Origin of the sequence: Psychrobacillus sp. FSL H8-0487, from assembly GCF_038008385.1 — a bacterium.
Lineage (GTDB): Bacteria > Bacillota > Bacilli > Bacillales_A > Planococcaceae > Psychrobacillus > Psychrobacillus psychrotolerans.
In genome coordinates this window covers 2302125-2322306 of the sequence record NZ_JBBOZA010000001.1, presented here as the reverse complement: position 1 = coordinate 2322306, position 20182 = coordinate 2302125, and the positions used below count along the sequence as shown (strand labels likewise).

The following is a 20182-nucleotide window of genomic DNA, read 5'->3' as shown; positions in this document are numbered from 1 at the left end:
GAAACTCTGGAGGCGGTAGTATGACCAACGAAATAAATAATGAAAAGCAATTTATTACGGGTCGTCCTATCGTTTCGATTTTTCATAACCCTCAAAACTTATTCTCTATCATCAAATTGAAAATAAAATCCACTAACACTACATACACAGAAAAAGAAGTAATTGTATCTGGTTATTTCCCTCCGTTAGTACTTGAAGAACCATACAAATTCATTGGTTATATTAAAAATCATCCGAAATATGGCGTGCAATTTCAAGTGGAAACATTCCAAAAAGAAGTACCAGCGACAGAACAAGGAATTATTCATTATCTTTCCAGTGATATGTTCACAGGGATTGGACGCAAAACTGCTGAACTAATTGTGAAAAAGCTAGGCACAAATGCCATTAACAAAATATTAGAGGACCCACAGGCCTTAGATGTAGTGCCTCGCCTTTCAGAAGATAAAAAAGTGACGCTACGTGCAGTTCTGGAACAAAATTTAGGCTTGGAAAAAGTAATGATTCAACTCAATGAATGGGGATTTGGTCCTCAGATTGCTATGAAAATATATCAAGCGTATCGAGAAGAAACACTTGCTGTGCTTACGAAGAATCCATTCCGTCTAATTGAAGAGGTAGAGGGAGTAGGTTTTGTTCGAGCAGATGAGCTCGGCTATAAATTAGGGATTAAAGGAAACCATCCAGATCGTATTAAAGCAGCAATCTACCATTTGCTTCAAACAGCTTCCTTAGGGGAAGGTCATGTATTTCTTTATGCGGAGCAATTATTGGAATCTGTTAAAAAACTACTAGAAAATGCTCAACATGAAGAAATTCCTTATGATGCAATTACTAAATGTTGCATTGAACTTGCAGAAGAAAATAGGATTGTCGGAGAAGTGAATCGTTTTTATATTCCGTCTTTATATTATTCGGAAGTTGGCATTGGATCCAAAATTGAAACCCTACTAGCCGAAAATGATACACATCATCAGTTTCCTTTAGCAGAGATGAAAAAGCATCTTGGAGGTATCGAAGAACGTCTAGGTGTCCAATATGCTCCAACACAGATCAATGCGATTGAAACGGCATTAAATGCAAGTATGACCTTACTTACTGGAGGTCCTGGTACGGGTAAAACTACGGTAGTTCGAGGAATCGTTGAACTATATGCAGAACTACATGGACTGTCTCTGGATCCAAAAGAATGGTTGAAAGACAAGAAACCATTTCCGGTAGTATTAGCCGCTCCTACGGGTAGAGCAGCCAAGCGTCTAAGTGAATCGACAGACTTGCCAGCCATGACTATTCACCGACTATTAGGCTTTACTGGTCAAGAGGATTCGGATGTGGAAGGAAAAGAAATCGAAGGCAAACTAATTATTATTGATGAAACTTCTATGTTAGATACATGGTTAGGGCATCAGCTCTTAAAAGCAATTCCAAAAGATGCTCAAGTTATTTTTGTAGGTGACCAAGATCAACTTCCGCCAGTAGGACCAGGTCAGGTATTAAAGGATTTACTTGCCTCCAAACGAATCCCTACTGTAGAGCTAAAGGATATTTATCGCCAGGCTGAAGGATCATCGATTATAGAACTTGCTCATGAGATGAAACAAGGAACGGTTCCCGCATCCTTATTAGACAAAACAAAGGATCGTTCGTTCATCAAGGCTTCTACAGAGCAAATCCCAAAAGTAGTAGAGCAAGTACTGAAAAGTGCATTATCCAAAGGACTTTCCATTCGAGATATGCAAGTATTAGCTCCTATGTATAGAGGTCCTGCTGGTATTGACGCGCTTAATAAAATGATTCAAGAAATGGTCAACCCAAATACGGATGGAAAACGAAAAGAAATGATTTTTGGGGAAACTATTTTTCGTATTGGGGATAAGGTACTTCAACTCGTCAATCAACCAGAAAGTCATGTATTTAATGGCGATATGGGAGAAGTTATTAGTATTTTTAAAGCTGCAGAAACAGTCGAGAAAAAAGAGATGCTAATTGTGTCATTTGATGGTAATGAAGTAACCTATGAAAAAAATGATTTAAATCAGCTGACACTTGCTTATTGCTGCTCCGTTCATAAGTCACAAGGTAGTGAATTTCAAACGGTTATTATGCCTATCACGAGAAGCTATATGAAAATGTTAAGACGAAATTTACTGTATACAGGGATTACGCGCGCTAAAAACTTTCTCATTCTTTGTGGGGACCCCGAAGTATTTAAGTTTGGAGTAGAGCGAACGGATGATCTTCAGCGATTGACTACATTAAAAGATCGTTTAACGCATACAGAAGAAGCAGAACCCGCAGAAGAGAAAGAGTTAAAAAGTGATACTGAAACTAGAGCGAATCAAACAGATTTGACCTATTTAACTGCAGAGAATTATCATGTAGTTGACCCTCTAATAGGGATGAATGGTGTCACTCCGTATCAATTTATGGACACAGACAATTGACACAAGCCCATTTGTTTTTTATAATCAATTGCATATAGTAAAATGTTGACGGAGAAAGTACTAATTGTTATCTGACTAGAAATGGATTCCTTGGCTGAAAGAATTCACTGACCTAACAAATAGGAAAGCTACTCCTGAGTGCAGTTAAAACCTGTCGTATGGCCGCGTTAAGGCTTCTTGAGAGACATAAGTAGAATTATCTACTGTGTAACTAGGGTGGTACCGCGAAACAATAGCTTTCGTCCCTTTTTTAGGGATGAGGGCTTTTTTTTATTGTTTTGGTTTTTAGATATCACTTGTGAAGTGATTGGGATTACTCGCGGTCGAAGAATACAAATTATTAGGAGGAACTAAACATGAAACAATTAACAGGTGCTCAAATTAGACAAATGTATTTAGACTTTTTTATCGAAAAAGGACATTCCCAGGAACCATCAGCTCCACTTGTACCAATCAATGACCCGTCATTACTATGGATAAATAGTGGTGTAGCAACACTTAAAAAGTATTTTGATGGACGTGTAGTACCTGAAAATCCACGTATTACAAATGCGCAAAAGTCTATTCGTACAAATGATATTGAAAACGTTGGGAAGACAGCAAGACATCATACTTTCTTTGAAATGCTAGGCAACTTTTCTATTGGAGACTACTTTAAAAAAGAAGCGATCCAGTATGCATGGGAGTTTTTAACGGATGCAAAGTGGATGGCATTTGAACCAGAAAAATTATCTATTACGATTCATCCCGAGGACGAAGAAGCATATAATATTTGGAAGGATGAAATTGGAATTCCGGAAGAGAGACTTATTCGTTTGGAAGGGAACTTCTGGGATATTGGGGAAGGTCCAAGTGGTCCGAACTCAGAGATTTTCTATGATCGTGGAGAAAGCTATGGTAATGACCTAAACGATCCTGAATTATATCCAGGTGGAGAGAACGACCGGTATTTAGAGATTTGGAATTTAGTGTTCTCTGAATTCAATCACAATCCAGATAATACGTATACTCCTTTACCAAAACAAAATATTGATACTGGTATGGGCCTAGAGCGTATTACAAGCGTAGTACAAGATGTGCCAACAAATTTTGATACTGATTTGTTTATGCCAATTATCCGTCAAACTGAACACATTTCTGGGAAGTCATATCGTGCAAATGATGTGGATGATACGGCATTCAAAGTAATTGCTGACCATGTTCGTACAGTAGCTTTTGCTATTGGTGACGGTGCATTACCATCCAATGAAGGTAGAGGTTATGTCCTTAGAAGATTACTTCGTAGAGCAGTTCGTTTCGCGAAACAATTAGGGATTGAAAAACCATTCCTACATGAGCTCGTTCCAGTAGTTGGAGAAATTATGCAAGACTTCTACCCAGAAGTAACAGAAAAACAAGATTTCATCATGCGTGTTATGAAAAATGAAGAAGAAAGATTCCATGAAACACTTCATGATGGCCTAGCTATATTGGAAAAGGTTATCGAGGAACAGCAATCAAAAGGGGAATCTTACATCCCAGGAACCACTACTTTCACTCTATACGACACGTACGGTTTCCCAATTGAATTAACGGAAGAATATGCAGAAGAGGCGAATATGACCGTCGACCACGAAGGCTTCAAATCAGAAATGGAAGCACAACGTTCTCGAGCTCGTGCAGCACGTCAAAATGTAGATTCTATGCAGGTACAGTCGGAAGTGTTTAGCAATTTACATGATGAAAGTGAATTTGTTGGATACGATATGATGAGTGTTGCTACTAAAGTTACTTCGATTGTTCGTGATCAAGTATTAGTCAAATCAGCTCATGAAGGCGAAGAAGTTAAAGTAGTATTAACGCAAACACCTTTCTACGCTGAAAGTGGCGGGCAAATTGCCGATCATGGAGTTATTCAAAATGATACATTTAAAGGATACGTAAAAGATGTGCAAAAAGCTCCCAATGGACAAAATCTCCACACAGTAGTTATTGAATCAGGAGAAATTATTACAGATGCAGAAGTAATGGCAACTGTAGATAATTCACTTCGTGGACATACGATTAAAAATCATTCTGCTACACATATTTTACATCAGGCGCTAAAAGACGTATTAGGAACGCATGTAAACCAAGCTGGTTCATATGTTGGTCCAGATCGTTTACGTTTTGACTTCTCTCATTTTGGACAAGTTACAAAAGAAGAAATTGAACAAATAGAACGTATAGTAAATGAAAAAGTGTGGGATAATATCCCGGTAGTTACAGGATTCCATAATATTGATGAAGCAAAACAAATGGGTGCAATGGCATTATTCGGTGAAAAATATGGTGATATAGTAAGAGTGGTGAAAATGGGAGATTTCTCATTAGAACTATGTGGTGGTATTCACGTCCAGAACACCTCTGAAATAGGAATTTTTAAAATCCTTTCTGAAAGTGGGATTGGAGCAGGAACTAGACGTATAGAAGCGGTAACTGGTAAAGGTGCTTTCGAAATATTAAAAGAAGAAGAGCAAATATTAAATGAAGCAGCAAATTTACTAAAAGCACAACCTAAAGATTTAGTGAATAAAGTTACTCAAACACTTCAAGAGCTAAAAAATGTTCAAAAAGACAACGAGTCTCTTTCAGCGAAAATTGCCAATAGCCAAGCTTCATCCGTTCTGTCCTCGGCACAAAAAGTAAATGATATAACTGTATTATCCGTAAAAGTAGACGCTAAAGATAACAATCAATTACGCCAAATGATGGATGATTTAAAACAAAAGCTAGAAAAAGCGGTAATTGTTTTAGGTGCAATCGATGGGGATAAAGTCATGATTACAGCAGGCGTAACAAAAGATATAGTTGGTGGTAACTATCATGCAGGGAATATCGTCAAACTAGTGGCAGAGCAATGTGGAGGTAAAGGTGGAGGTCGTCCGGACTTCGCAATGGCTGGTGCTAAAGATACAAGTAAATTAGAAGCAGCTTTAAGTTCTGTATTAGAATATATTAAATCTGTTTAAACTTTTTCCAAAATAGGGTATACTAATACAATAGGTACATTAGTTTACTCACTTAAAAAAGAAAGCGAGGTGCTGATCATGAGCTCATTTGATAAAACGATGAAATTTAATTTCCCTGAAGAATCGATGGAACAAGAAGTAAAACATGTGATGGTACAAGTTCACTCTGCACTAGAAGAAAAAGGGTATAATTCTATCAATCAAATTGTAGGCTATTTATTGTCAGGTGATCCAGCTTATATTCCTCGCCATCAAGATGCACGAAATATGATTCGAAAACTTGAACGAGATGAAATATTAGAAGAACTGGTAAAGTTCTATATTAAGAAAAATAATGAGGCTTAATGATGCGAATTATGGGGTTAGATGTTGGTTCTCGTACTGTGGGAGTAGCAATCAGTGATGCATTTGGTTGGACTGCACAAGGTATAGAAACAATAAAAATACATGAAGAAAGCTTAGAGTTTGGTCTGGAACGAATTGATGAACTCGTAAAAGAGCATAATGTAACAGAATTTGTTGTTGGATTTCCAAAAAACATGAATAATTCTATTGGTCCACGTGCTGAGGCATCCGAACAATATGCTAAGCTATTAACCGAGAAATATCATTTCCCAGTAACTTTATGGGATGAACGATTGACAACGATGGCTGCAGAACGTATGTTAATAGATGCTGATGTGAGCCGTAAGAAGCGTAAGTTAGTGATTGACAAGATGGCCGCTGTAATGATTTTACAAGGCTTTCTTGATAGAAAAAATAGATGAGGTGACTACAAATGGACCACGGTCAAGAAAATATTACAATTGTAGATGAAAATGGAAATGAACAACTTTGTAACGTGCTATTTACATTTGAATCTGATGAATTTGAAAAATCATATGTACTTTATTATCCAATCGGTGCAGAAGAAGATGAAAATGAAGAAATCGAAATTCATGCATCATCATTTACTCCAAATGAAGATGGAGAAGACGGAGAATTACTTCCAGTCGAGTCCGATGCTGAATGGGATATGATAGAAGAAATGTTAAGTACATTTTTAGATGAACAAGAAGACGAAGAAGAAGACGAAGAATAAGACTATCTATTCAGGTGGATGAGGGAAGCCTCATTCACCTTTTTCTTTGTTTAATTGTTCTGTACATAATTAGCTATTTACACATTCTAGCCTGTGGTGAATAGTGGTAACCATAATCATAAAAGAGAAAAAAATCTACTATATGTCAAGATTCTCTAGAAGAGTCAAGCTCATCACACACGGTAGATTATAGTAGATGATTTGTGCGCTTTTGTTCTTTTATATATTTTCTTGTATAATGAGATAGGATAAAGGGGGAGAACCCGTGGAAAATGAAACAAAAAAAGATATTATGTTTAAGAAAATGAAAAGTAAGAAAAAAGAAGTGAAACTTGTGAGAAAGATTGTTCTAATTATAACTTTCCTTGTAATTATCATCGGAGGGATAGCTGGTCTAGTTATATATAATTATGTAGAATCAGCGCTCCAACCTTTAGACCCTAATTCCGAAGAGACTATAACCGTAGATATTCCAATTGGATCGGGCTTAGATAATATTTCCAGTGCATTAGAAAAAAGCGGAATTATAAAAGATGCAAAGATCTTTAAGTATTATGCAAAGTTTAACAATGAATCTCAGTTTCAGGCTGGGGAGTATAGTTTAACAAAAGCAATGACTTTAGACGAAATTATTGAAAGCTTAAAAACTGGTAAAGTATATAGAGAACCAGTATTCGCGTTGACAATTCCAGAAGGATTGACACTTGAACAAATTGGACAAGTTATTGAAAAGAAAACTAAGCATTCTGCAGATGATTTCTTTTCACTTGTAACAAGTGAGGAATTTGTGGATCGAATGATGGTTAAATATCCAAACGTTCTAGGACCAGAGATTAAAGGAGAAAATGTACGCTATGCATTAGAAGGATATCTTTTCCCTGCGACCTACCCGTTTTTTGAGGAAAACCCTTCTATTGAGACAATAGTAGATATGATGCTCTCTAATACCGATAAAGTAGTAACATCTTACGTAGATATATTACAAGCAGAGGAAAAATCTGTTCACTGGTTATTAACTTTTGCGTCTTTATTAGAGGAAGAGGCTACAGCCCAAACAGATCGAGCAACAATTGCGAGTGTCTTTTATAACCGTATAGAAGATGGGATGCCTTTACAAACAGATCCAACTGTCCTATACGCGAAAGGAACACATAAAGATCGTGTGCTTTTTGAAGACTTAGAGTTTGATAATCCTTATAACACGTATCAAAACCAAGGATTACCGCCCGGACCCATCGCAAATGCCGGTAAATCATCTATAGAAGCTACACTTGATCCAAGCGATACAGATTATTTTTACTTCTTGGCAGACAAAGAAGGAACTAATCACTTTTCTAAAACCTACGATGAACATCTTCAAAAAATCGACGAATTTTTAAAATAAAAATTGTGCAGGAGAGGGAGTGTGTCGCATTCCTTCTCCTGCTATGTTATTATAAGAGTTGTTTTTTTACATAATAGGTATTACTATTTTATTGACCTAAAGGGGTTAGTCTAGATGAATATTAGTGATGATTTTTTAAAGGATCTGATAAAACCTCGATCCGCTATTTTTTTGGAAATGGAACAATATGCAAAAGATAATCATGTGCCTATCATGCAACTAATGGGTATGGAATCGTTATTGCAGCTCCTTTCTTTACAACAGCCAAAGTCTATTTTAGAACTTGGAACTGCTATCGGTTATTCTTCCATGCGAATGGCAACTAAACTTGAAGAAGCATCAATTGTGACTATTGAGCGAGATGTAGCTAAGGCAGAACTAGCAAAAGATTATATGCAACGGGCAGATTTACAACATCGTATTCAAGTAATTATAGGAGATGCGTTAGAGATTTCAGCAACAGAGCTGGGAGATTTAACTTTTGATGCTATCTTTATTGATGCAGCGAAAGGTCAATACAAAAATTTCTTCGAAAAGTATGCCCCATTTTTGAATGATGGTGGCGTTATTTATTGTGATAATTTATTGTTAAATGGCTTGTCCGAGTTACCAATGAGTGAAGTGCCTAGAAGAAAAAGAACAATGGTCAGAAACCAACATCAATTTATGGAGTGGCTAATGAATCATCCAGATTATGATACAGCATTCCTACCTGTTGGAGATGGTATGTTAGTAAGTATTAAGAGGTGAAAGACATGAACAAAACAGAATTATTGGTTACACCTGCAAGTATTAGTCATATAGAAGAATTAATGGTAGCTGGAGCTGATGCTTTCTTAGTTGGTGAACAGTTTTTTGGTCTTAGACTTCCAGGAGAATTCACATTAGAAGAAATTGCAACAGCAAGAGTTCTTACATCCAAACAAAACAAAAAGTTATATGTTGCGATGAACGCTCTGTTCCATAACGACAAACTGGAAGCACTGGCTCCTTACATGAAAAGACTTCAAGAGATTGGTGTAGACGGCATTGTGTTTGGAGATCCGGCTGTCATTATCGCTAGACGTGAAGCAGAGGTAACTATTCCCCTACATTGGAATACGGAACAAACTGCAACCAACTATTTTACAGCGAATTACTGGGGAAAACGTGGTTCTACTAGAGCCGTCCTTGCAAGAGAACTAAGTCTTGATGAGGTAGTGGAAGTAAAAGAAAATGCGACGGTTCAAGTAGAAGTTCAAGTACATGGAATGACTTGTATTTTTCAATCGAAGCGTTCACTTTTAGGGAATTATTTCTTATTCCAAGAAAAAGCATTGGAAGTAGAGAATCGCTCAAAAAACAAAAATATGTTCTTACATGACAAAGAACGTTCCAATAAATATCCGATTTATGAAGATAGCAACGGGACGCATATTTTCAGTCCAAACGATATGTGTATGATTGATGAACTAGATGAGCTATTAGATGCTGAAATAGATAGCTTAAAAATTGATGGAGTGTTACAAGACCCTTCCTATGTAACGGCTGTTACGAGCTATTACAGGCAAGCAATCGATGCCTATTATGAGTCGAAAGCAGCCTATAAAGCTTGTAAAAAAGAGTTGTATAACAAAATAGAAGAAATCCAACCAGCATTAAGACCGTTGGATACTGGCTTTTTCTTTAAAGAAACTGTGTATTAATCCGTTAGGAAAGGGTAGGTTTTACTTTGCTTAATACAAAATTAGATAAAATAAGTGAGCTAATTGACGGTAAACGTGTCATTACGAAAAAACCTGAATTGTTAGCACCAGCGGGAAGCTTGGAAAAGTTGAAAATTGCTGTTCACTATGGTGCTGATGCTGTGTTTATAGGCGGGCGCGAATTTGGACTTCGCTCAAATGCAGGGAACTTTTCCATAGAAGAAATGCGTGAAGGAGTAGAATTTGCTAGTCGCTATAATGCCAAAGTGTATGTGACTACTAATATCTTTGCTCATAATGAAAATATGGATGGATTAGAAGAATATCTACAAGCTGTGGAATCGACTGGTGTAACAGGTATTATTGTTGCTGATCCTTTAATAATTGAGACATGCAGAAATGTAGCACCCAAACTAGAGCTTCACTTAAGCACGCAACAATCCTTATCCAATTGGAAAGCTGTGCAATATTGGAAAGAGGAAGGGCTTGATCGAGTTGTCCTCGCTCGTGAAACTAGTGGAGACGAAATTCAGTTGATGAAAGAGAAAGTAGATATCGAAATTGAAACGTTTGTCCATGGTGCAATGTGTATTGCATACAGCGGTAGGTGTACACTTTCCAATCATATGACTGCCCGTGACTCAAATAGAGGCGGATGTTGCCAATCCTGCCGTTGGGATTATGATTTATATGAGCAAACTGACGGAGCAGAGCAAGCGTTATTTACGGAGGATGAAGTCCCGTTTGCGATGAGTCCAAAAGATTTAAAGTTATTGGAATCAATACCTCGGTTAATTGAATTAGGAATCGATTCTTTGAAAGTTGAAGGCCGTATGAAGTCAATTCATTATATTGCTACTGTTGTTAGTGTTTATCGCAAAGTAATTGATGCATATTGTGCTGATCCTGAAAACTTCCAAATGGAATCTAGCTGGGTCGCAGAACTAGAAAAATGTGCCAATCGGGAAGCTGATACGGCGTTTTTTGAGGCGGAACCTGGAGTTGAACAACAAATGTACGGGGTACACGACAAAAAATTAGGCTATGATTTTGTGGGACTTGTGTTAGAGTATAACGAAGAAACACAAATAGTTACATTGCAACAACGAAATTATTTTAAACCTGGGGACAAAGTAGAGTTTTTTGGTCCAGAAATAGATAATGTTGAAATGGTTATAAAAGAAATTACAGATGAAAAAGGACAATTATTAGATGCAGCAAGACATCCATTACAGATTGTTCGATTTAAATGTACAAAGAAATTATATCCAAATAATATGATGAGAAAAGGGATGAAATAATGACGAAGAAAACTCCTCTTATCATTGGGATCACAGGTGGATCAGGATCAGGTAAAACGAGTGTAACAAACGCTATAAGTGAAGTATTTAAGAACCATTCAGTTGTAGTAATACAGCAAGACTATTATTATAAAGATCAAAGTCACTTGAAGTTTGAGGAGAGACTTAATACAAATTATGATCATCCTCTAGCTTTTGATAATGACTTATTGCTTGAACATATTCACAATTTGTTAGACAATAAAGCAATTGAAAAGCCAGTATACGATTATGCAAAACATACTCGCTCTTCGGAAACGATTAAAATAGAGCCTAAAGACGTAATTATTTTAGAAGGTATTCTAGTATTGGAAGATGAACGACTTCGGAATATGATGAATATCAAATTATTTGTGGATACAGATGCAGACTTACGTATTATTCGTCGTATTTTACGTGATATTAACGAAAGAGGACGTACGGTAGATTCTGTGGTAGATCAATACTTAAATGTAGTTCGTCCGATGCATAACCAATTCATCGAGCCAACTAAAAGATATGCAGATGTAATTATTCCAGAAGGTGGCCAAAATGAAGTGGCGATCGATTTAATGGTAACAAAAATTAAAACTATTCTTGAAACGAATGTTATTGTATAATATGATGATTGAGATTGACAATAATTTCATGTAATTCATATCATTGTGATTAGATGCATATGAATGATACATGGTAAAGTTTTGAGTGTGTATTTAAAGGAGTGTATGGGAGTGTCAACAGAGAAACAGTATCCAATGACCGTTGCTGGTAAACAAAAATTACAAGATGAATTAACGCATTTAATAACGGTAAAACGTAAAGAGGTAGTAGAACGTATTAAAATTGCTAGAAGCTTTGGGGATCTATCAGAGAACTCTGAGTATGATTCAGCTAAAGAAGACCAAGCCTTTGTAGAGGGGAGAATTTCAACTCTAGAGTCAATGATCCGTAATGCGGTCATGATCGAAGGAGAAGGAAATAACGACATCGTTACGCTTGGTAAAACAGTAACATTTGTGGAAATTCCTGATGGTGATGAAGAGACTTACACAATCGTAGGTTCTGCAGAAGCTGATCCAATCGAAGGTCTAATTTCCAATGACTCTCCAATTGCTAAAGGTTTAATTGGCAAGACTACGGGAGATCGAGTGAAAATCCTAACTCCAGGTGGAGAAATGGACGTAGAAATAAAAACTATATCTTAAAATGAAGAGGTAAACGAAATCGTTTACCTCTTTTTTGATAAAAAAATATTGAAGATGCTCCCTGTACACTGAGTTCATGGATGAAAGAATAAATAAATGAAACTACTGATTTACGTTTCAGGTGGACGCTTTCCGCGGGCGAGGTCGAGCCTGCTCGTTCGCTGCGCTCCCTGTGAGGTCGAGCCTCCTCGTTCGCTGCGCTCCCTGTGGGGTCTCGACTTTCTCGTTCTGATGTGCACCCAAAATGTTGGACCTTAAAACTAACTTGGGGGTGCACGTTATGAACATAAAAAAAGCAGAAGTAATTGATGCCTTTTTTGAGAAAGGAATGTCATTAAGAAAAATCGCACGCGACCTGGGTGTCGATAAAATGGTTATTAGTAGTTGGATAGAAATCTATCGATTTCATGGAATGGAAGGATTAATGGCTCCTGCTTGTAAAGGTTATGAGGAATCTTTTAAAATACACGTAATACAACATATGATAGAGACAGCTGAACCTTATTCAAAAGTAGCTGGTCGTTTTAACATTCCCAGTCGTGCAACCATCTGGAAGTGGATGCATCAATACATGTCAGAAGAGGAATGGACGCTCTATTATTTGAAAAGGGAGCGTCGTGATATGAAGAAAAAGCAGCCGAAACAAGGTATGACAGACATCGGAAAATTACAAGAAGAGCTTGAATACTTAAGAGCAGAGAATGCTTATTTAAAAAAGTTAGATGCCTTAGTTCAAGAAAAAAAGAAGTCCCAACCAAAGAGAAAGTAAGAGTGATTGATGAATTAAGGCATGAATTTCCTCTACAAATTTTATTACATGTTTCTGAAGTAAAAAAAGCAACTTACTATTATCATAAGAAGAACTTAGAGAAGGCAGATAAATACGCAACGATAAAAGAAGCGATTGAACGTATATTCTACCAACACAAAGAGTTGTACGGGTATCGCCGAATTGTTTTAGCCTTACGCAAAGAAGGATTTTTTATTAATCATAAAACGGTACGCCGTTTAATGAATGACCTTGGTTTACATGGTGTTCAAAAGGCAAAGAAATATCGTTCGTACCGTGGCGAGGTTGGTCAGATTGCGAATAATAAAATCAATCGTCATTTTGAGACAGAAAAACCAAATCAAGTATGGCTAACAGATGTAACAGAATTTAAAGTAGCCGGCAATAAACTTTATTTATCCGCCTTTTTAGATGTGTTTAACCGGGAGATTGTCGGTTATTCTATTACACAAAACCCGAACTTTGGACTAATACAAGATTCTTTTGGAAATGCGATCAAACGGGCAAATTTATCTCTTCAAGATCAAGTATTGATCCATTCGGATCAAGGCTGGCTGTATCAAATCCCGCGTTTTCAACAGTTGATAAAACCTTATAACATGTCACAAAGTATGTCACGCAAAGGAAACTGTTTAGATAATGCCCTAATGGAAGGTTTTTTTGGTATTTTAAAAAATGAATGTATCTATCGAAATTCATTTCGCTCTTTAGAAGAAGCGACGCAAGAAATAGAAACCTATATTGAATATTACAATACACTACGCATCAAACAAAAACTCAATGGGATGAGCCCCATTGAGTATCGCTTAAACTATGAAAAAGCGGCATAATAAGAGTACAACTTTTGGGGTTCATATCATTCATCCCGCTGGAGTCGCCACCTTACACTACAATCAATTAAGTGAGTAGTACTTAACTCTAAGATATAGCATAGCTTTTCGCTTAAATTATAAGAGTAGTACAAAGTAAAAAAAGGATAAAACCATCTGTAGTATTAAGAAGGCTATTCGATTAGTAAGTATAAAGAAAATGGATTTTATATATTACTAGTGGAAATAAAGAGAAGTAGTACTCAGTTTTAAATAAAGAAGCAAAATAGCTCATGAAATTGTATCTTCATGAGCTTTCTCCCAGAATAAGAAATTTTTTCAAGTTATCCACAAACGACCTTACCTGTTTCTAAGAGTTACAGGAGGGTGACGGAAAGACAAACGCCATAAGATTACAGAAAAAAGAGATGCTGGTTGTGACTACCGTCACAACCAGCATCTCTAAAAAATCACTCGGTAATCATACAGGAAAACTTTGTCCAAAGGCCTTCGAAAACGATAGAAACATCTTTTAATCTTAAAAGAAGGTACTTTCCTAAGTAGAATCTTTTACCTAAATAACATGTCTAGCAGTTGTGTAAAAAAGGTCTAGTTACATTTCGTCCTGACTATCAATCGGACTATTTTTGAGGTTAGTGAAACAAAACTCTATCATTATCGTCTATTTGTAGTATATTCTCTTATATTGAAGGAGGAAAAACAACATGCCTGAAAAGAATACGAAATTTGATTCGCGATTAGATCAACGAAATCATAAGAGAAAAAAGAATAATATTTTAAATATTCTTATTGGAATAGTAATTCTCCTCATTATCATCGTAACTGTAAACATTGTTACAGGTGATAACGACGAAGATAGTGCTAATACATCTAAAACAAAAAGTGAACAAGTAGAAGAAAGTACGGAGAATGAATCGGAAAATGAAGAAAAAGAAAAGGAATCTGAAGAAGTAGTGGGAAGTAGTACAGAATCTGCTGATTCTTCTTCGTCAACTGAAGAGACAACTACAGAAACAGAAGAGAACGAAAACACTGAAACAGAAGGTAATGAGGATAGTACTGTGACTACGGAACCTTCTAACGATTCAAATGTCGAATCAGTTGTTATAGATTCAGGATGGCAGCCCATAGGGACAGAGCAATCAGGTGAACATGTTTCTAGTTACAATAGCTCTTCTGTGGACTGGGATGAAAAAGTGAAAGCATTGGCCTACGGTGCTAATCTAGATCCTTCCAATATGTATGTTAAATATCTTGGTAACGGTGGAAGCCCCCAAAAATCTATAGGAACGGTTACTTCTAAGGATGGCAGCGAAATCTATCGTATATCTCTCGAATGGGTAGATGGTGAAGGATGGAAACCAACTAAAAAAGAAATACTTAAAGCATTAAAAAAATAGAGTCTTATATGAATAAAAAGAAAAGCTTCTTGACTTAAGAAGCTTTTTTCCTTATTTTTAAAGAAGTGCATTTTAGAGAGGGGCAGTTAAGTTGAAGATAGCAGTAATTGGTGCAATGGAAGAAGAAGTAGAGCTTCTGAGAAATGAAATTGAAAATCCTGAAACAAAGAGTATAGCAAACAGTGAATTTACAAGTGGTACATATAAAAATCATGAAGTTGTTTTATTGAAGAGTGGAATTGGAAAAGTGAACGCAGCTATGTCTACCACCATTTTATTAAATGAATACAAACCAGATTATGTGATAAATACAGGTTCCGCAGGTGGATATGATCCAACTCTTGAGGTAGGGGCTATTGTAATTTCGGATGAGGTAAGGCATCATGACGTGGATGTCACAGCTTTTGGCTATGAAATTGGGCAAGTTCCTCAACTACCAGCAGCATTCAAAGCAGATGAAAGATTAATGAAATTAGCTGAAGAAGCTGTATATGAAATTGGTAAACACCAAGTTGCAACGGGCTTAATAGCTACAGGTGATATTTTTATGCATGATCCTGCAAAAGTAGAACAAGTTCGTATCCATTTTCCACAAATGAAGGCTTGTGAGATGGAAGCTGCTGCTGTTGCACAAGTTTGCTATCAGTTTGAAGTGCCTTTTGTTGTAATTCGTGCACTTTCTGATATTGCCGGAAAAGAGTCTTCCATGAGTTTCGATGAATTTTTGCCAGTTGCGGCAAAACATTCGACACAAATAGTATTGCAAGTAATTGGGAAATTATAACTTTGTCATTAAATCGCCATACAGAGTAGTTTAAAGCATATTAATAATACCCCTGTTTTGTGCTATTATAACAGTATCAAACGCTTTCAATATTATAGGGGGAAATCGAATGTTGTTTCTTATGGCGACGGCAATTTTAATAACCGCAGTTTTAGCATTTATCATTATCGCAGAGACAAGTGAAGATTGAACTTAACTAAACTCTTTTGGTGTTTGATACATCAAAGGAGTTTTTTTCATGTATATAGGATTGATACAGTTTGACTAGCGCGCGTTTTTCAATACGTGAAACGTAACTTCTCGATATTTTAAGCTGTTTCGATATATCTTTTTGAGTCATTGGTTCATGACCTAACAATCCATATCTTCGAATGATAATTTCAAGTTCTCTGCTCTCTAGTTGAGACAGATGTCGATATAAGCTATTCGTATCCTCCTCTTCTACCAACTGTTCATCGGTGCTTTTATCGATACCTGGGAGTAAGTCTGTAATTTCTAAGGAGTGTCCATCTTTATCCATACCAATTGGCTCATGAAGAGAAACATCCTTTTGTACTTTCTTTAGTGATCGCAAATACATTAATATTTCATTTTCGATACATCTAGCAGCATATGTTGCTAACTTCGTTTTCTTTGTAGGAGTATAGCTATTAACAGCCTTCATCAGACCGATTGTCCCTATTGAGATATAGTCATCCAGTAGTTCGTGTTTTGGGTGGAATTTTTTTACAACATGGGCAACCAATCGCATATTCCTTTCGATAAGTTCGTCACGAGCAGATAAATCGCCACCTAAAAAACGATCAAGCATGACTTTTTCTTCTTCGGGAGTAAAGGGTTGATGAAAAGCCTGGCCTTTCAAATAACCAAGAACGAGAGGGAATTCTACAAAGATGCTTATAAAGGCAGTCATTAAACCTGTAATGAGGTTCACCTCCATCTAGTTGTTAGACCAGTATATGTCGAAAGCTGACAAAATATGAAAATAGCGACCGCAATCACAGAAACTTTTCTTAAATAAAAGGCGTATAAACAATGTAGTAGAAGGTCGAAGGATAGGGAAAATTATATGTATCGAGAAAAAGAGCTGCTAGCGTGACATCAGTCACGGCTAGCAGCTCAAAAAACAACCAATAATAATATATTGAAAAAGTCTGTTCGGGTTAGAATCTTAAAGGACTGTTTTTCTCGTTAAACTTTTCTTAGCGTAAATGTACTGATCATCAATAATGCGAGAATAATGAATAAGAACATGTACGATACAGATGGTATATATTCTATCGCAAAATAAGAAAGTGTTAAAATTACACCCGCAACAGTAATTGGTAATCCAGTGAAAAAACCATTTGGTTCAGAAATATTAAATCGTGCAAGTCTGAAAGCACCACATGCTATATAGATTACGGTTATTATCATGCCGGTCACACTAAACTCTTGCAAAACCAATGAATAAATCAGTAATGCAGGAGCTACCCCGAATGAAATAATATCGCTCATGGAATCTAGTTGTTTGCCTAATTCGGATTCAAGATGAAATCTTCTTGCTACTATTCCATCAAATCTGTCTAAAAGGCCAGCTATAAATATAAATAATACACTGAATGTGTAATTTTCATTCATCGTTGCCATGATGGCTGCTCCACCAAATGCAAGATTGCCAATGGTGACCATATTCGCCGCATGTGATTTCAATTTTTTTACTGTTTGATACATTGCGTTTTGTAAAAACATTGCAAATCACTCCTTTACAAGTAACGTATTTGTTCATTATACTTCGATTAAGTAAAAATAGTAAGTTTAATTTTTTCAAGGGAGTTAAAAAATGAGAGAAAAATTATATCAAACCATGATTGAATTAACAAATGGGAAATGGTCCTCGTCACTAATCAGAGGGTTTACCCAATCGAAAGCAAGCAAACGTATAATTCCCTCATATATTAAATTTTTTAATATATCCATACAAGATACAATACAAAAGAGGGAAGATTTCACCACTTTACATGACTTTTTTATTCGTAAAGTTAAAGAGGAAAGTCGTCCAATCGATTTAACGCCGAATAGCATCATTAGTCCAGTCGATGCCACTATTGAAACATTTGGGGATATTACAGAAAAAGGGCTCTTTTATGTAAAACAGAAAACTTACACCTTACAGGATATGCTAGGTTCGGAAAAAATAGCTTCGTCCTTTCAAAATGGAAAATATATTGTTTTGTATTTAAGTCCAGCAGAATATCACCGTATACATTCTCCAGTAGATGGTAAAATACTTAACCAATATATTCTTGGTAAAAAATCGTATCCGGTCAATAAATGGGGGCTTCAGTTTGGGAAACAAACGATAAGTGGTAACTATCGAATGTTAACGGAGTTAGAAATGCCTAACGAAAAGAAATGTATACATATAAAGGTAGGAGCCATGTTTGTCAATTCTATAGAGCTTACAAACAAATCAAATGCATGGAAAAAAGGAGAAGAAATTGGATACTTTTCCTTTGGATCGACCGTTGTTATGCTGTATGAAGAAGGTAGTGTGGAGTTCTCAAGTGCTGTTCATCCAGGTAAATTTGTCCGGATGGGTGAGAATGTAGCAAATATGCTATAATAAATAATAGAAAAAGCCTCGAATTGGAGTGTTCGTCTTTGTATTCATATCTTATACCTAGTGAATTTGTAAGAAGTGTCTTTCATATTACCCCTGAATTGTTAGTAGAAAAAGGGATTAAGGCAATTATTACAGATCTAGATAACACATTAGTTGAATGGGATCGACCTGATGCTACCCCTAAATTAATCGAATGGTTCGCAAGTATTAAAGCTGCAGGAATTCAAGTAACGATTGTTTCTAATAACAATGAGTTACGAGTTAAATCCTTTGCTGACCCACTTGGAATTCCATTCATATTTAAGGCACGTAAACCACTTGGAAAAGCATTTCTTAAAGCATTAAGTATTATGTCAGTTAAACGAGAAGAAGTGGTAGTCATTGGAGATCAGTTATTAACCGATGTATTTGGTGGCAACAGATTAAAGCTTCATACGATATTAGTCATTCCGGTTGCGAAATCAGATGGATTTGTGACTAAGTTTAACCGCATAGTAGAACGAAGAATTTTTAGTTACTTGGACAAAAAAGGACAAGTTACATGGGAGGAAGAAGCGTGACAGAAGCACCAAAATGTATCGGTTGCGGTACAACTATTCAAACAGAAAAACTAGGAGAACCTGGTTATGCACCAATATCTTCTTTAGAAAAAGAAGATATTATATGTCAGCGTTGTTTCCGATTGAAGAATTACAATGAATTACAACCAGTTTCTTTAACAGATGATGATTTTCTTCGAATTTTAAACAGTTTAGGAACGCAAAAAGGGTTAATCGTTAAAATTGTAGATATTTTTGATTTTAATGGTAGTTGGTTACCTGGATTGCATCGTTTTGTTGGAAATAACCCTATTTTGCTAATCGCTAATAAGGCCGACCTATTACCTAAATCAGTGAAAAAGAATAAAGTCATCAATTGGATGAAACACGAAGCTAAAAAATTAGGTTTGTCTCCAATAGATGTTTTATTTGTGAGTGCGCATAAAGGAACAGGCATGCCAGAAGCTATGGAAGCTATCGAGCACTATCGAAAAGGCGAAAACGTTTATGTTGTTGGTTGTACAAATGTTGGAAAGTCGACTTTTATTAACCGCATTATAAAACAAGCTACTGGAGAGGATGCGATTATTACGACATCGCATTTCCCGGGAACTACATTAGACATGATTGAAATTCCATTAGATGATAAAAAATCATTATTTGACACTCCTGGTATTATTAATCACCATCAAATGGCGCATTACCTAGACTCATCGGAGTTAAAATATATAACACCTAAAAAAGAAATCAAACCAAAAGTATTCCAACTGAATAGCGAACAAACCTTATATTTAGGCGGACTTTCTCGTTTTGACTTTATCAAAGGTGAACGTGCAGCATTTACTTGTCATATAGCGAATGATATTCCAATTCACCGTACTAAATTAGAAAATGCCGATAATTTATATAAAGAGCATAAAGGTAAATTATTATCTCCACCGAGTGAGGAGTTTGCAGATCTATTACCTCCATTAGTTCGTCATGAATTTAAGATTAAAGACGACAAAACTGATATTGTATTTTCAGGGTTAGGGTGGATTACCGTACAACGGGGTGGAGTAATTGTAGCTGCACATGCCCCAGCAGGTGTTGAAGTGTCTATTCGTCCATCATTAATATAGGAGGG

Annotated in this window: 20 protein-coding genes and 1 other annotated feature; of the genes, 18 read left to right on the top strand and 2 right to left on the bottom strand. The window is 36.3% G+C overall.

The genetic code is table 11. The annotated features are described in order from the left end of the window. Positions 1-20: 20 nt before the first annotated feature. The 15 genes from recD2 to mtnN all read left to right on the top strand — a co-directional run bounded on the left by recD2 (position 21) and on the right by mtnN (position 15912). Positions 21-2444, top strand: a complete 2424-nt coding sequence (gene recD2 / locus MHI47_RS11870; RefSeq protein ID WP_340830940.1) for an SF1B family DNA helicase RecD2 — start codon at positions 21-23, stop codon at positions 2442-2444. Between the two features lie 36 nt (positions 2445-2480). Continuing rightward, positions 2481-2694, top strand: a binding site (T-box leader). Positions 2695-2800: 106 nt separating this feature from the next. Further along, positions 2801-5434, top strand: a complete 2634-nt coding sequence (gene alaS / locus MHI47_RS11865) for an alanine--tRNA ligase (protein ID WP_340830938.1) — start codon at positions 2801-2803, stop codon at positions 5432-5434. A gap of 78 nt (positions 5435-5512) precedes the next feature. Next, positions 5513-5779, top strand: a complete 267-nt coding sequence (locus tag MHI47_RS11860; protein ID WP_093537053.1) for an IreB family regulatory phosphoprotein — start codon at positions 5513-5515, stop codon at positions 5777-5779. A 2-nt stretch (positions 5780-5781) separates the two neighbouring features. Continuing rightward, positions 5782-6201: a Holliday junction resolvase RuvX gene (gene ruvX, locus MHI47_RS11855; protein WP_093537054.1), complete on the top strand. Its 420-nt coding sequence runs from the start codon at positions 5782-5784 to the stop codon at positions 6199-6201. A gap of 11 nt (positions 6202-6212) precedes the next feature. Further along, positions 6213-6515, top strand: a complete 303-nt coding sequence (locus MHI47_RS11850; protein WP_093537055.1) for a DUF1292 domain-containing protein — start codon at positions 6213-6215, stop codon at positions 6513-6515. Positions 6516-6780: 265 nt separating this feature from the next. Then, a complete protein-coding gene (mltG, locus tag MHI47_RS11845) occupies positions 6781-7899 on the top strand; it encodes an endolytic transglycosylase MltG (protein WP_340830936.1) in 1119 nt (372 codons plus the stop codon). A 114-nt stretch (positions 7900-8013) separates the two neighbouring features. Continuing rightward, positions 8014-8649, top strand: coding sequence for an O-methyltransferase (locus MHI47_RS11840; protein WP_340830935.1), 636 nt, complete (start codon positions 8014-8016; stop codon positions 8647-8649). Positions 8650-8654: 5 nt separating this feature from the next. Then, positions 8655-9584, top strand: a complete 930-nt coding sequence (locus tag MHI47_RS11835; protein ID WP_340762771.1) for a peptidase U32 family protein — start codon at positions 8655-8657, stop codon at positions 9582-9584. A 26-nt stretch (positions 9585-9610) separates the two neighbouring features. Continuing rightward, positions 9611-10885, top strand: coding sequence for a peptidase U32 family protein (locus MHI47_RS11830; protein ID WP_340762770.1), 1275 nt, complete (start codon positions 9611-9613; stop codon positions 10883-10885). Further along, a complete protein-coding gene (udk, locus tag MHI47_RS11825; RefSeq protein ID WP_093537060.1) occupies positions 10885-11523 on the top strand; it encodes a uridine kinase in 639 nt (212 codons plus the stop codon). The genes MHI47_RS11830 and udk overlap by 1 nt, the downstream gene beginning before the upstream one ends. Positions 11524-11634: 111 nt before the next feature. Beyond that, on the top strand, positions 11635-12108 hold the full coding sequence (greA, locus tag MHI47_RS11820) for a transcription elongation factor GreA (RefSeq protein WP_340762769.1): 474 nt from the start codon (positions 11635-11637) through the stop codon (positions 12106-12108). Positions 12109-12388: 280 nt separating this feature from the next. Continuing rightward, complete coding sequence (locus MHI47_RS11815; protein WP_340769264.1) at positions 12389-12877, top strand: hypothetical protein; 489 nt, start codon at positions 12389-12391, stop codon at positions 12875-12877. Then, positions 12793-13728: an IS3 family transposase gene (locus tag MHI47_RS11810; RefSeq protein ID WP_340771389.1), complete on the top strand. Its 936-nt coding sequence runs from the start codon at positions 12793-12795 to the stop codon at positions 13726-13728. Before MHI47_RS11815 ends, MHI47_RS11810 begins: the two co-directional genes overlap by 85 nt. A 704-nt stretch (positions 13729-14432) precedes the next feature. Beyond that, complete coding sequence (locus tag MHI47_RS11805; RefSeq protein WP_340762768.1) at positions 14433-15128, top strand: YrrS family protein; 696 nt, start codon at positions 14433-14435, stop codon at positions 15126-15128. A gap of 91 nt (positions 15129-15219) precedes the next feature. Beyond that, a complete protein-coding gene (mtnN, locus tag MHI47_RS11800; protein ID WP_340830934.1) occupies positions 15220-15912 on the top strand; it encodes a 5'-methylthioadenosine/S-adenosylhomocysteine nucleosidase in 693 nt (230 codons plus the stop codon). A gap of 196 nt (positions 15913-16108) precedes the next feature. Here the strand turns inward: mtnN and sigK are convergent, their stop codons facing one another. Both sigK and pssA read right to left on the bottom strand, forming a co-directional pair. Next, positions 16109-16837, bottom strand: coding sequence for an RNA polymerase sporulation sigma factor SigK (sigK, locus tag MHI47_RS11795; protein ID WP_093537086.1), 729 nt, complete (start codon positions 16835-16837; stop codon positions 16109-16111). 266 nt (positions 16838-17103) lie between these two features. Then, complete coding sequence (gene pssA, locus MHI47_RS11790) at positions 17104-17643, bottom strand: CDP-diacylglycerol--serine O-phosphatidyltransferase (RefSeq protein ID WP_093537064.1); 540 nt, start codon at positions 17641-17643, stop codon at positions 17104-17106. 91 nt (positions 17644-17734) lie between these two features. On the opposite strand from pssA, the gene MHI47_RS11785 reads away from it, so the two are divergent. From MHI47_RS11785 to yqeH, 3 genes are read left to right on the top strand one after another with little or no spacing between them, the layout of a single operon-like run. Next, a complete protein-coding gene (locus tag MHI47_RS11785; RefSeq protein WP_340830933.1) occupies positions 17735-18517 on the top strand; it encodes a phosphatidylserine decarboxylase in 783 nt (260 codons plus the stop codon). A gap of 38 nt (positions 18518-18555) precedes the next feature. Then, positions 18556-19077 (top strand): YqeG family HAD IIIA-type phosphatase, encoded by a 522-nt coding sequence (locus tag MHI47_RS11780; protein ID WP_093537066.1) that lies wholly within the window; start codon positions 18556-18558, stop codon positions 19075-19077. Next, positions 19074-20177, top strand: a complete 1104-nt coding sequence (gene yqeH, locus MHI47_RS11775; RefSeq protein ID WP_340762764.1) for a ribosome biogenesis GTPase YqeH — start codon at positions 19074-19076, stop codon at positions 20175-20177. Before MHI47_RS11780 ends, yqeH begins: the two co-directional genes overlap by 4 nt. Positions 20178-20182 lie beyond the last annotated feature (5 nt).